At 50.5% G+C, this 13,725-nt stretch carries 7 protein-coding genes and 1 pseudogene; 2 read left to right on the top strand and 6 right to left on the bottom strand.

Annotated elements, in window-relative coordinates:
- Nucleotides 1-185: 185 nt before the first annotated feature.
- Entirely contained in the window at nucleotides 186-689 is a 504-nt protein-coding gene (locus tag ACWFVE_RS02540; RefSeq protein ID WP_447527723.1) for a ferritin-like domain-containing protein, read from the bottom strand.
- 468 nt (nucleotides 690-1,157) lie between these two features.
- Here ACWFVE_RS02540 and ACWFVE_RS02535 point away from each other — a divergent pair, with 468 nt between their 5' ends.
- Nucleotides 1,158-1,457 (top strand): hypothetical protein, encoded by a 300-nt coding sequence (locus ACWFVE_RS02535; RefSeq protein WP_447527722.1) that lies wholly within the window; start codon nucleotides 1,158-1,160, stop codon nucleotides 1,455-1,457.
- Between the two features lie 147 nt (nucleotides 1,458-1,604).
- Here the strand turns inward: ACWFVE_RS02535 and thpD are convergent, their stop codons facing one another.
- On the bottom strand, nucleotides 1,605-2,585 hold the full coding sequence (gene thpD / locus ACWFVE_RS02530) for an ectoine hydroxylase (RefSeq protein ID WP_447527721.1): 981 nt from the start codon (nucleotides 2,583-2,585) through the stop codon (nucleotides 1,605-1,607).
- Nucleotides 2,586-3,180: 595 nt separating this feature from the next.
- Here thpD and ACWFVE_RS02525 point away from each other — a divergent pair.
- Nucleotides 3,181-5,121, top strand: a complete 1,941-nt coding sequence (locus ACWFVE_RS02525) for a methyl-accepting chemotaxis protein (protein WP_447527720.1) — start codon at nucleotides 3,181-3,183, stop codon at nucleotides 5,119-5,121.
- A 161-nt stretch (nucleotides 5,122-5,282) separates the two neighbouring features.
- On the opposite strand, the gene ACWFVE_RS02520 is transcribed toward ACWFVE_RS02525, so the two are convergent.
- From ACWFVE_RS02520 to ACWFVE_RS02505, 4 genes and pseudogenes are all read right to left on the bottom strand, one after another.
- Nucleotides 5,283-5,882, bottom strand: coding sequence for a hypothetical protein (locus ACWFVE_RS02520; protein WP_447527719.1), 600 nt, complete (start codon nucleotides 5,880-5,882; stop codon nucleotides 5,283-5,285).
- A 258-nt stretch (nucleotides 5,883-6,140) separates the two neighbouring features.
- Nucleotides 6,141-8,396, bottom strand: a complete 2,256-nt coding sequence (locus ACWFVE_RS02515; RefSeq protein ID WP_447527718.1) for a flagellin N-terminal helical domain-containing protein — start codon at nucleotides 8,394-8,396, stop codon at nucleotides 6,141-6,143.
- A gap of 74 nt (nucleotides 8,397-8,470) precedes the next feature.
- Nucleotides 8,471-9,453, bottom strand: a pseudogene (locus ACWFVE_RS02510) (IS30 family transposase).
- 114 nt (nucleotides 9,454-9,567) lie between these two features.
- Nucleotides 9,568-13,599: an FkbM family methyltransferase gene (locus tag ACWFVE_RS02505; protein ID WP_447527717.1), complete on the bottom strand. Its 4,032-nt coding sequence runs from the start codon at nucleotides 13,597-13,599 to the stop codon at nucleotides 9,568-9,570.
- Between the last annotated feature and the right edge of the window lie 126 nt (nucleotides 13,600-13,725).

The following is a 13,725-nucleotide window of genomic DNA, read 5'->3' as shown; positions in this document are numbered from 1 at the left end:
AAAAGTCATAACCTATGTTATTGAAAAGAAAGGCTTTAATAAAAGCTAAATAACTCGATTCAACCCCTAAAACATTATAAAAGGTTAATAAAAACCACATAATCGAATAATGAATTATAAAAAAACCCGGCGGCAAGCCGGGGTGATCGTTTCAATGCCACTAGCGTTATAGGCCAATTCCAAGGCTACGTTTTAGAGCGCAGGCTCTCGCTGTCCGAACGCTCTAAAAAGTCACGCGTCGTATCTTCGAGGTGCTTATTCAACCACTGCGCCATAGCGACTTCCTCTTCGAGGATCTCATGACAAATTTGTGATATCTCCGCTTCTCCTGCCATATCCGCCGCTGCGATGAGCGCCTTATAGCAGGCGATCTCGAAATGCTCGAAAGCGTAAGAAGCAATACTGCCTTTGATCACTTCGTCCTCAGCCGTCATTGCGCCAATGGCTTGGCCGAACGCCATCATCTGCGCGCCAATATCCTTGATGGTAGATGTGTTGGCATCCAAAAGCCCAATACAGTGCTCGAGTTTTCGGGCCTGACCTTGCGTTTCATCTATATGTTGCTCGATGTGCTTTTGAAGTTCAGGGTAGCTTTCAAGCCGCCGCGCCTGAGCGCTTAGCATTTGCTCGGCCTGTTTCTCCATCGCGTGGGCATCTCGAAGCCAGTCCAAAAGATGTCTGTTTTCCATGGTGCTTACTCCTCGATTTAAAAGCGTTATACGTATTAATGACTACGCATGTCTTAACAACATTCCAGTAAAAACGATTTCCGCTCAAGCGCCAGCTACTTCAGTATAAATAAAGACCTTCTCCATACCCATTGAGCGCTTATCCATCTCAAATGAGATCTTTCTATCGAATAACTTTAATAAAAATCGACAAGCGTTATCAGCTAACCATATTTAGAAAGCTATATTTATAAAAGTATCCTTAGAAAAACACGTCATGAAAAAATAAGCGCCAACTTAAAGCTAAGAGCTGGTAAACGACAGGATAGTTCAATAAATATCATTAGAACCTGTCAATGCTCAGCAATAAGATAACCTACATTAATATTTTTTTATTCTAGAACATTCGAAAACCCCTAAATAACGATTGATAAATAAAAAGAAGATACTACCTTTTAAATTGCTTCTCATCCGCAATGGAGTATTCCGATGAACGATCAACGCAGCGATCAAAAACGTGGTGACGTTAAAGAAGCCGAACGGCTAATGGAGAGAGACGTGCCCAATAGCGAGGAGGCACCGCAAGAAGGCTCGCACACCCAAAAGCCAAAGCCTTATCGGCCTGACGAAAACGTAGATGGCCAAAAGAACCATTCAACGTCGCCGGCACACAACACCTCCATGAAGAATGCGCCTTTTTCCGGTGCTCAGGTCGTCAAGGAGAAGAAAGCACACAAGAAAAATATTGATCAGGAGAATGACAAGGCAGATCCAAAAAGCAGTGAATAGTCACTCGTCATCCGCCCCATCCTGAGTCAACGACCTTTGTCTCAATAAAAAACCGCCCGAACCAGCCGTGAAGCCTGGTTCGGGCGGTGCTATTTAGACCCGAGCCTTTCTTTTAAATGCACGCCCTGGCAGTCAAGGCATTCAACCTTATTCCGGCGACCAGCCGCCGTCAGGACCATGGGCCAAAAAGCCGGGGCGCTGCTTGGGTGCCGCGAAGGGCTCGCCGCAACGGTTATCCGGGCGGTTGAAAACAAAGAACACGTTGCTGCGCGGGTCTGGCGACAGGTTCGCGTTGGAGGCGTGAAGGGTGTTGCAATCGAACAACAATAAGCCCCCTGCCTTGCCCTTGGGCGCCTCGATACCGTATTTGTCTACAAGCTCTGTCAGCGCCTCGGCGCTGGGAACGCCCACTTCCTGCGCTTTCAATGAGCTCTTGTGGTTATCCTCCGGGGTTTCACCCAAACACGGTACGAACTCATTGTGCGAACCGGGGATCAGCATCAGCGGTCCGTTGAACTCATGATTATCGGTCAGGATCAGCGAAGCACTCACGGCATGCATGTTCGGCATGCCGTCTTCCGCGTGCCAGGTTTCGAAATCCGAGTGCCAATCAAAACCTTTACCAGCAAAGCCCGGCTTGTAATTGATACGCGACTGATGCACGTAGGGGTCATCACCGATGATCTGGCGGGCGGCGCCTGCCACGCGCTCGTCATTTGCAAGCTGGCCCAGCCGCTCAGAGAGCTTATGCACCGCAAAGAGCGAGCGGATCTCGTTACTTTCCGGCTCGGTAATACTGAATTCCCGGTTGCGGAATTCGTCTGTGTTCATAAGCTCGGTGATGTCATCGCAAAGCTCGTCGAGCTCGTCGCCGCTAATCAGGTTAGGGATAAACAAAAACCCTTTACGCTCGAACTCATCGAGCTGCGCTTTGGATAGCGGTCCGCTTAGCTCACCGCCTTTCACCACTGCATCACGGCGCGGCTGGGTGAGTGAGGCGGGCTTTTTGGAAAGACGCGTAGGATATAAATCCTGCTCTTTCACGCTTTGGGTAGAGGCCATATCGCCCATCTCGCTATACTGTTTATGAGCGGTCACAACGTTAAGAGGTGTGTTGGTGACTGTCATCTAATCCACTCCTTGTATGATTAAACTTCAGATCTAGAAGCTTTTTAAAACGTTACTAACTGTGTAATAACAAAAGTAGCCAATACAGGCAGGCTTGCAACCCTTGAAACACTAATTACTAACGCACGTTATAATGACAGCCTCAACTTCCTCATTTTCCCCAGCTTATTGATTTTGACGTCTTTTTAAAATAAATTTATTATAAAAATCAATTGCTTATAAAATTAAAATAAAAATACAATATATTTACTCCACTAAACGACCTCCTCACATTACTAAACTATCAGGAGAAAATCGCTTAAAGTTAAACTTACTATTTGATATAAGTTAAAACAATAAATCAGCAAAACATATCAGGAGAGACGATCCTTTCGTATCAAAACGCCCGAGAGCCTCCCCGAATAGCGTTAAAGCCAAAAAATCAGCCGTAAATTTTAAAAAATATTGATCTATATCATGGATTTTTTTAACGGCTTTTTTCTCTCGTCAAGAGTGCGGACCTAAAGCCGATACCATTGAAAGGACTGTGCGCATCTTCCCTTGCCGCCCTCCTGTCAGCCTCGGTAGGCCACCTTTTTTCAGACGAGAAACCGCCATGCAAAAGGCACTACATCGTATATCCATGGGACGTAAATTTGCCATGACCCTAGCGTTACCCTTGCTCGCCATGGCTTGGCTGGCGGTAACGGGCATTTTAGAACGTGAGGACATAGCCTCCGAAATGGGCCATCTTCAAGAAATGACGGAGCTTAGTCAGCAGGCCGGCGTTCTGGTTCACGAGCTTCAACGCGAACGAGGAATGTCAGCGGCTTTTCTAGGCAGTGAGGGCCAAAACTTTCGTGCGGAGCTGCCAGAACAGCGGCGTCAAACCGACGCGAAGTTTGAGGACTTCAACCTCTATTCGAATACCCTGACTTTTACCAGCGATGATACAGCAGTGCGAGCGCAAGTAGATCAGGCGAGCGCCCTGCTGAGTGAGTTGGCGTCGTATCGCCAGCGTATCGATCAGCTGGCCATTGCGGGTGAACAATCGACTGCCTACTACACGAACATCAATACCCTGTTGATCGATATCGTTAGCGCATTGACCTTTAGTGTCGAGCGTGGCGAGATCGTCCGGCAGCTCAACGCCTATTACAGCCTCCTGAATATCAAGGAACTGGCCGGGATCGAGCGCGCGGTGCTGACCACCGCGTTCAGTGTCGACACCCTGCTGCCCGCCACGTACGCCAACCTGCTTTCGCTAACCGGCCGCTCTCAGGCATACGTAAGCACGTTCAACAAACTCTCCAACGCAGAGCTTCAAAGCGAACTCGATGAGATACTGACAAGCCCCCTGGCCCAAACCTTGAGCGACATGCGCGGTATCGCCATAGCGCAAGGAACCGCCGGTAACTTCAATGTGGATCACCAGCAGTGGTTCGAGCAGCAAACCCGTTTGATCGACCAGTTGGCCGGAGTCGGACAAAGCGCGGCCGAACAGCTGCTCGAGACCGCCAGTGGCCTTCGCGACGATGCGGTGAGCGAGCTGACGTCTTATCTGATTTTAACGCTGGCCGCCGCGGTGCTGGCCATCGTGCTTTCCATCCTGATCGTGCGCAGCATCGTAAGGCCTTTAAATGCTGCGCTTCACAACATTCAAACCCGAGGCGGCGATCTCACCCAGCGTTTGACCGTTCCCGGCAGCGATGAACTTTCAAGGCTTTACCTAGCGTTCAATGAGTCGACGGCCAAAACAGAAGAGCTGGTCGCCAGTATCAAACAGGGCGCACAGTCCGTCGAAGTGGCCAGCAAAGAGATCGCCAAGGGCAATGCGGATCTGGCGCAGCGCACCGAAGAACAGTCCTCCTCACTGGTGGAAACGGCGACCAGCATGGAGCAAATCACGGCAACCGTTAAGCAAAGCGCGAGCACCGCGCAACAGGCAAGCCACTCCACCCAGGACATGGCCGAGCAGGCCAACGCGGCCAACGATATCGCCGAGCGGGCCCGCCTGGCCATGGAGCAAATCCACCAAGCCAACCAGCAGGTCACCGCGATCATCGAAGCGATCGACGGCATCGCCTTCCAAACCAACATTTTGGCATTGAATGCTTCTGTGGAAGCGGCGCGGGCGGGTGAGCAGGGCCGCGGCTTCGCCGTGGTCGCAGCGGAAGTACGCAACCTGGCCAGCCGTAGCGCCGAAGAAGCCAAACGGATTCGCCAGCTCATCCACCATAACGTCGAAAGCATTCAGGAAGGCGAAAACCTGGTGACCTCGACCAGCGACACGCTCAAAACCATTGCCGAACGCGCCCAGCACACCGCCGCGCTGGTCGCGGAAATCTCCGCCGCCACGGCGGAACAGTCCTCCGGGATCGAGCAGATCAATCAGGCATTGACCCAGCTGGACGAAGTCACCCAGCAAAACGCGGCGTTGGTAGAACAGGTCGCCACGGCGAGCAGTGCACTGGATGACCAGGCCAGCGACATGGCCAGTATGGTCAGCCGCTTCAAGGTAACCGGTGAACACCAGCCGCTTACATTGGCGCACTAAGGGACTGCTTTATCGGGGGCGTTCATAGCGCCTCCCTATTGCACTCCCAAGGAAAAGCAGCAACGAAAAAGGCAGCCACAGGCTGCCTTTTTCGTTGCTGCCCAGATCCGCCTGCCTCAGCAAACCGGGGAGCGGCCAACAGCACGATTGAAGCGACGCGGCTACATTCTGGCCTTACCGGCAATCACGGCCTTGAAACCCGCTTTAGTAATCGGCGCTTTCTGGGCATCCACCACGGTCCCCCCCACTCGGGTCACCGCTTTGGCGATTTTGACCAAGCGCGCTAGCTGCAGCTTGCCGGGTTTCATCACCTCGCTATTCGCGCGGATCTGAACGCTTACGCCCTTTACTATATAGGGGCTATCGACATCGTCTGGCGCCGGTAGCGGCGCAGGGGCCGCGGCGTTTTCAACCACGATGGGCGTGCGCGACGTCTCTCCCGAGACTGTATAGACCTTAGTGGCACTCTCATACTCGGCCCCTAGAGAAGCCAGTACGTTGATCAGGCGCTGATTGGTAGCGGTCGATGGGTCTTCGAAGAGCACCTGCACTCCCCAGGCGACGCCGCTATCATTCACCAGCATAGGGGCGTTTTTATCGGGTTCGCTTCCCCTATTACTGTCTTCTCCCGCCGCATTGCCAGAAGAGGCCGCCCCGGCGGGCTGGCCGCTGAGAAGCAAATACACCACGACCAGTGCGCAGGTAAAGCTAAGCCACATCGCCAGAATGGCAAAAACGAGGGTTAGGGTAACGGTGTCCATTGAGTACGGCCTTGGCTTATAAACTGAACCAACTGCTTATTATCATAGGTTAAGCCAGTAAAGCATATCAGAATAGACTTATGAGATATAACAACAATGAACGAAGGGTCTTCGGCCTATATCACAGGCGGCGCTGCTTTCCATGAGCGGCCCCTAATGGACGTTGAACGTTTTCAAATGCGCGCATACCCACAGCCCTTTGAGGTGTCTCCCCTACCGCCCACTTATTGAATATCGGTTTCTGCTTAACGCTTTGAACTACTCCAACAGAGTGAGAATAGTTTGAGGCGTTTGATTGGCTTGGGCCAGCATGGCGGTACCCGCCTGCTGGAGTATTTGAGTTTTTACCATATTGGAGGCCTCGCTCGCGTAATCGGTATCTTCAATACGTGATCGAGCGGCCAAGAGGTTGATATTGGCATTCAGGTTATTCTCGATCACTGATCCCAGCCGGTTCTCGAAAGCCCCTAAATAGCTCCGCTTACTATCCACCATGGCAATGGCCTGATCCAACGCTGCCAGCGGGTTGGGCGGAGTGCGCAGCCGGATATCCCGATCCACCTCGGTCAAATTCACCGTGCTGTGAGGCACGCCATCGCCGGCGGCGCCGTTAGCATCCGTGACGACATTGACCGATAACGGCGCTACATTCAGAGGATGATAGATAATCACCTCCCCCGTACCGTTGATCGTTTTGATCAGCGTATCGTTACCATCGACATCGACCAGGCTTGCGACTTTAGAATTGCCGTAGCTTGAATGGCTATTAGGCAAATCGAAGTAGTAGTTCCCATCCTCACGCTGGCGAAGCACATCGCTAAAGGTGTCACCATTGGAATCCGTATAGTTAACTGTCACGTTACGCGGGTCGAGCGTAATCGTTGAGGTGCCGTCTACTTTTTCGACTCGCTCATTGAGATCAAACGTATTTACCGCCGTCGACTGCGCCTGGGCATCGACCTGTACATCTCCGTTAGGCCCCAGCGAAAAAGCTACGTTGGCTTCATGGTAGCTGTAGCGGCCCCCACCATCGCTGATTTCCACCATATACTCGCCGGTCGACACGTCCTGCATTAGCCGCGCATTATCGTTGCTAACGTTTCCATCAACATCGGTAATATTCATGTTGGGCGAAGCGGAAAAATCAATCGCGGGTAACGTCGTGACTTCATCGCTATCGGCGAAATCATCACTTAAAAAGGCGCGGGTAGTATCCGTTTGAAAAACCAACGTCGTTTCTTCGACGCCACTTTCCGTCGTGGTCGTAGCACTAACCTCATCCACGCGATAGTAAACGGTTTCTCCGTCCAACTGGCTGCGAATATAGTAGTTATCACCCTTTTCGAGGACATCCGCGTTGGATAAGGTTTCGCCGTCGCGGCTTTGAAATACGAGCTCTGCGTCGCCAAACGCGTAATTTGCCCCGTCGACTTCGATATCCGAAGCCATAAAATATGCTTGCTCAGCGGTACGCGCGTTGCTTACCGCACTGGCAGTAGCCACTTGTTCACCAGGCACATAATCGAGCTCGGCATCAAAGTAACTTACGCTACCGTTATCGGATGTTTGCTCGATCAAATAGCGTCCATTCGACTGCAGCAGGCGTGCCGAGCCTTCCAGGGTATTACCGTTGGCATCGTTGAAGGTAATGCTGGAAATTTCTTGCTCGGGCTCGTTGGATAGTGCGTCGGTATAAAGCAGCCCGGTACTCGCAACGCGTACCGTACTACTATCAGTGGCCGTCGTGTGGTTGGCCACTGGCGTGCGGGTATCGTAAAAACGCGGATTGCCGTCATTGTCTAGCGTACTGATATAGTAATTTAGCCCGCCATCGGTCGCATTTTGTTGACGCAAGGTCGGCTCAGTGCCCGTTACACCTGTATAAGTGACCCGGGTTTGATTTGAGTCCTGCGGATAGAGCTCGATATCAATGGCTTGCCCCTTCAGCGTATTCCTTGGGGCGACGTCTCCGTCTATCCCCCTCACCGTAAAGTCCTCGAGCCCTAACGCCTCCACACTAAACCCCGGTGGCAAAAGATCTAAATTCAGAGTATCGCTGGTATTGGCACCGACCTGTAAATTGACCAGGCCTTTCTGACCATCCAGTAGCGGTATGCCGTTGTACTGAGCGGATTCCGCCAGACGGTCGATCTCCTTGAGGTTCATATTGATTTCATTTTGAATCGAATCGCTATCGCTCCAACTGAGCGTGCCATTCAACCCCTGGACCGTCAGCTCGCGGATACGCTGGAGCTTGTCGTTGATTTGATCAAGCGCCCCTTCAGCGGTTTGCGATAGCGACACACCGTCATTCGCGTTACGCATGGCCATGGCCCGCCCGTTGATCTGACTGGTCATACGGTTGCTGATCGCCTGACCGGCAGCGTCATCTTTGGCGCTATTGATACGCAGCCCTGATGACAAGCGCTCGAGGCTGGTCGCAAGCGACGACTGCGAGCGTTGCAGGTTTTGCTGCGAGGTTATGGCCGTAATATTGGTATTGATGACGGGCATAGGCTCTTTACTCTAAAGGGTTAGTATGGTCATCCGCTGAAATGGAGAAAACCTTATAATCCTGAATTCAAACATTAAGCAGCCTCTGCAGTTTTCAGCGCCTCTGAATACTCTCCGAGAAACACTTGTGCCGGTATCCGATACCCCAGACGTTTTCTGGGGCGATCGTTCAGCTTGGCAACGACTCTCCTCTGTGCTGAGTCGCTCACCTTTCGGAAGTCCGTTCCTTTCGGGAAATACTGCCTAATCAGGCCGTTGGTATCCTCATTGGTACCACGCTGGCATGAGCGGTACGGGTCACAAAAATAAGTCCTGGCCGAGGCGGGCTTGGCAACCTGTGAGTGCTAGGCGAATTCCGAACCGTTATCCAAGGCGATAGTCTGCACTGCGCCTCAGCGTAGTTTTAATAAAAAGGTCATCGCTTTGGCCGTCCAATGGCCGTGATCGTCGACAGGCGCGCTGCCAAGAGATAAACGCTGCGTCTCTCGACCAGGGTCACCAGGCCAGATTCTTTATGACCCTTGAGTACCGTATCGCCTTCCCAATGGCCGATATAGCTTCGTCCTTCCACTTCTGCGGGGCGCTGTTCAATGCCCACCCGGTGTGGGATCTTGCCCAATCCCGCATACTTGGCCAACTGGCGCTGATAGCGCCGCTGGTGTGGTAGCCGGAGCCGCTTCCATAATTAGCCGCCGTGTTTCTTGTCATCTCGGATCAAAGCATAGATCCACTGGTGGCTTACACAACCCCCGTTGGCATTCGCCATGAAGCCGCTAATTTGCTGAGGGCTCCATTCATCCATCAGTTGATCAGTCACCCAACGAATCAGACTTGTCAGCCGCTTCGTTACTTTCCAAGCACTGCGTCGGCGATGATCACTTCTTGATTGCGCCTGCTCAGGCGCATAGCCAGCCGCAGGCCCATTGCGCTTTATCTCCCGGCTGATGGTGCTGCTGTGAACCCCAATCGTTCTGGCTATTTGTCGCTGGTTGATGCCGGTCTCAAAATAAGCAAAAATTTGGTACCGTTGTGCCCAGGACAGCTGTCGGTATCCCATGCTCTGCTTCACTTTGGTCGGTAAAGTCAAGAGGGTACTGGCACTGGCCCTCCTTTCTCTACTGTGTAATCCAAAGTTCTGCAGTTATTCTATGAATCCAAATTCATACCTACCTCACACTTTTAATATAAAAAAAGCTGTAGGCTTTACATAACGGTTAAACTCATATCCCTTATCCAGCAAAAACTCACAAACTTCGTTCTTCTCTATATCACTAACATCCAAATCATGGACCTCTATTGTTATCAGACTAGGCTTAAATTCAGACCAATCATTTGACAAAAGAACTCCCATTTCAGCATCTTCCACATCAATATTTAAATAATCTATTCTACGACCATTCAAACAGCTAAAAATCTCAACCAGTTTTTTGGACTTAACTCTAACCTCCTTATAAGGCTCCCCCCTTGACATCCATTTATCACGATGTTTTTTTGAAAGTGTACTTACAGTACCACGCTGAGACTCATAAAAAGTTAAATAGCCATACTGCTCTGAAACAACACAGCAAATATTTATATCCTCTGGCCTAGCTTTCTCAAACAAAGAAATAGAGGCCTCAGAAGCATCAACATTTATGCCGCACCATCCATAAGAGTGAAGAAGTGCTGTATTAGAATATTTTGTAGGATGAAAGGCACCAACATCTACATACACACCAGATCTATTTTCTGGCTTCAAAATTTCAGCTATAGCAAGATCTTCCCCATATTGAGAATAACTACTTACTTTTATATCCTTATCTAAATTTTCATTTTTTTTCAAAAAGCCAGACACCATCGGGGCTATTTTTTTATCTCTAGCGTATAAGATAAAAGCGGACTCAGCCTGCTTTCTCTTTTTACTGACTGCATGTTTTTCACCACGAAAATAATTGTGTCTCAATATACAGTTGGGTATATATACATGATTATGATTCTTACTGCCTTGTTCAATCATTCTTACGTAAAGCTCGGGTCCACCATGGCCGAATAAAATATAATCACCCCACCCTCCCATTTTCAGAAAAATATCTTTCCTGTATGAGCAATTGCCTTCCAATGAGTTAATTGCCACAACAGGTTTTTCACCCAAGTGGTAGTGGGGAGGCGGGGTCTCGTCCTTGTTTTTAGGAAGATAGCTCCCGCGCACAGAGTCCAACGTATAGTTAGAGTGCGCCTCGAGGTGTGCATTAATCATACCGGGTTCGGGTAATCCATCATCATCTATGAAGGCGATAACATTTCCGTTAGAAAATGCGGCTCCAATATTCCGAGCCAAATATGCCCCACTATTGCCTTTCAGCTCGATGAAGACATCAGCATAATCCTTGAGCCTTGCTATTTCTTGGCTCCTATCGCCATTATTAACAAAAACAACATCACCGATCCCTCTAGTTTGCCGACAGAGTTCTATCAGATTATCTCGTGTTTCCTGCTTGTATTTATTACATATAACCACTACTGATATAGAACTCTCTGCATACTCTTCACTTTTATATTCAACATTACTTACCCACCATGAATAAAGGCGGGATTTGGCGCTCCAACCAATACTTTCTAACCTCTTTTCGACAATCGTCGATAACTTTCCTTCTGCTACCGGCGCGTCCGCATTCATCAATGCATTGGTTAAAAGGTAAAAAAGAGGTATGCTATCCGGCTTTTCTTTAAACGAAACTTCTATTTTTTTAACAATTTCATTAATAACTCTTTGCCCCTCAACAACAACCAAATCGTCGGCCAACTTCACGACATCACTTGCCAAGTTCTCGTTGAAGTCGATTTTTTTGATCTTTTTCAAAACACGGTTTAAATCTCTCTCGACGGAACGTCCATTTGGCTTTACTCCGTCTTTTTGAGAGAGCGCAATAGCGTTATCATTTTCAGCCGAAGCTTCTTCGGTTTTAATTTCATTCTTTTCTAAAGACGCTTTTGCTTTCTGATCATCGTCGCTATTTTGCTTTGGCAAAAAGCCTAGCGACTCCAAGAAACCCATTGCATTATCTTGACCACTATCCGCCATCAACTCAAAGGCCATATCGTGCGCTGCAAAACCGGCACTCAAAATAAAGGCAAGCTTATTTTTTCGATCATCAGTCAGCGCTGCCATGCGCTGGTGATTAGGTATAAAAAGAACATCTGCACTTTCTTGCTCACTGGCGCATGGAGAACGCTCATTTAGTTTCTCGGGCAAGTGGCTATAATGGCGAATGTTATGAAAACGATAGAAGCGGAAGCCGTTGCGGATCGCCCAATGCTGGAGTTCGGCCAGGCTCGGCTGCTTTTCGTGTGTTAGCTGGAAGGGAATGCGTGCTTGGATGAGCAATGTATGTTCGAGCGCTTCTTTACCATTCTCGAGCACTGCCATGGCATCGCTAAGTTCATCCAGAATCAGCCAGTCAAGGCTTTCCAGACCGGTAATGCTGTCCAGAGCAACCGAATTGATGGGCAATTCCGCCAATAGCTGTGTCCCCAAGTGGTGGCGCTCGGGAAGCTGTTCGGCGGGCATTGGCTTTAGCGTGCTGGTCATTTCCGGGGCAACGCAGGCATTGAGCGTGGCTGCGTTGCCATCGCCCAATAAGGCATGCTGGAAAATCTGGATCGTATCGCTGCCTTCGTACTGCTTGGCATTCTTTACTTCGCTGGCAGGATCAAAGGCTACGATGCCAAAAGCGCTCGTTGCGGCCATCTGATCGGCCAGACCACTTTTGATCAAGCTGGCGCGGTTATCGAGTACGATAATTTTACCCTTGAACTGCCAGGTAAAGTCTTCCGTGAGGTGTAGGCGGGGAACCTTTGATACGCCCTCTTCGCCGCTACCCGCTTTGTTAGTAAGCAACTGCTCCAAAGAACGATCAACTTTCAGCTCAGGCTTGTTGGCTACACTGGGCAAGCGCTGACGATGGCGTTTTTTCTGGCTAATTGAAAAGTCTTTATTGCCTGCGCGATCACGCGCCAAGGGGGTTAAGGCATCGAGCAGCCGTTCGGTCGCGCGATTTATATGGTGCTTCTCTTCCCCTACACTGAACGCCCGCGCTACGTAGTCCTGGTAAAGTGCTTCATCATCGAAAAAGGCCACGGCCGCGTCGAAAAGCGGCTGAAGCTCCTCCTCGCTCAACAGCTGCTGGTAAGGCTCTTCGTAACACTGTGCTGGAAAATCAAAAGCAATACCTGCCTCACCCACCATTTCGGGCATGCCACCCCGGTTGGTAATAAGCGCCGGTATGCCATTGAGCATGGCCTCGGCCAGTACGCGCCCCGAGCTTTCCCACCAGAGGCTGGGGGCTGCCAGCACACGTGCCCGGCTGTAGGGCCCTCGCATATCGGCGGTATTGGCCGTCACGGTCACATTGCTTAAAGAGTTACGCTGCTGCCCCATTCGATGGGTTGTTTCGCGCAGAACGCTTGTCCAGTCAGCACGCGCTTCCACTACCTCTAGCTCGATATCGGGCCGCTCTCGCTCCAGCTTTTCGGCTAGCTGCACGAACACGCTAGCGCCTTTTTGCCAGCTAGGATTCACGAATAGCAGCCGCTTGCGCTCGTGCTCTTTGGCGATGAAGCGGTCCGCGGCAATGAACTTACCTACCGGCTTGGCGGCAAAGCCCACGTCCTTACGGTACATATCCGCCGTGGCCTGACTATCGGTGAGAATCAAGTCGATATCGCGACACCAGCGTGGCGACTTGTAGTGGCCGTTGGCCAGATAGAAAGCCACCGGGACACCGCGGTCCCGAGCCTCGTCGGCAATGAGCATGTCGACGGTTTGGCCGCCGTAGAACCAGACGATATCCGGCTTGAAAGAGTCGAGCAGGTACAGGTACTGGCTATACCAAAGCCCCTCTTCGTGGGTGGTAAAGTGATTGCGATTATGGCTGTAACTCACAACTAATTGATGCGTCAGTGGCCCATCTTCCGCTTCGATCAGTTGGTGCAGAGGTGTACTCAGATCGGGAAACTGCTCCTTGAGAAGCCCCATGCCCTTGGGGTTATCAAACACCGTTGCGCCTAGTATCTGCACTTCATAACCGCTGGCCACTAGCTGCAGCAACATTTGCCGTACGGTCATACTGGCACCGCTGGACGTATCCAACAGGCAGAAAGGGTTGGCCCAGAGAAGGCGAGGCTTGCGTTTTTCTGAAACAGGTGCAGTTTTTTGCTTGGCCATTAAACGACTCGCATAGCAGTAGTGATTATATAGCTAGTTTACGTTGCTAATAAGGAAGGCAAAGGCGCGAATGCGCCCATGTTTAAGCAGGTATTCTGGCAATCGCTACCTGGAGCATGGACCAAC

Source organism: Vreelandella mediterranea, assembly GCF_970647075.1.
This window is presented reverse-complemented; position numbering and strand designations above follow the sequence as displayed.

What these genes read in the sequence shown, in the direction of transcription:
- ACWFVE_RS02540 (WP_447527723.1), bottom strand. Translation starts at nt 689, where the DNA reads ATGGAAAACAGACATCTTTTGGACTGGCTTCGAGATGCCCACGCGATG.
- ACWFVE_RS02535 (WP_447527722.1), top strand. Translation starts at nt 1,158, where the DNA reads ATGAACGATCAACGCAGCGATCAAAAACGTGGTGACGTTAAAGAAGCC.
- thpD (WP_447527721.1), bottom strand. Translation starts at nt 2,585, where the DNA reads ATGACAGTCACCAACACACCTCTTAACGTTGTGACCGCTCATAAACAG.
- ACWFVE_RS02525 (WP_447527720.1), top strand. Translation starts at nt 3,181, where the DNA reads ATGCAAAAGGCACTACATCGTATATCCATGGGACGTAAATTTGCCATG.
- ACWFVE_RS02520 (WP_447527719.1), bottom strand. Translation starts at nt 5,882, where the DNA reads ATGGACACCGTTACCCTAACCCTCGTTTTTGCCATTCTGGCGATGTGG.
- ACWFVE_RS02515 (WP_447527718.1), bottom strand. Translation starts at nt 8,396, where the DNA reads ATGCCCGTCATCAATACCAATATTACGGCCATAACCTCGCAGCAAAAC.
- ACWFVE_RS02505 (WP_447527717.1), bottom strand. Translation starts at nt 13,599, where the DNA reads ATGGCCAAGCAAAAAACTGCACCTGTTTCAGAAAAACGCAAGCCTCGC.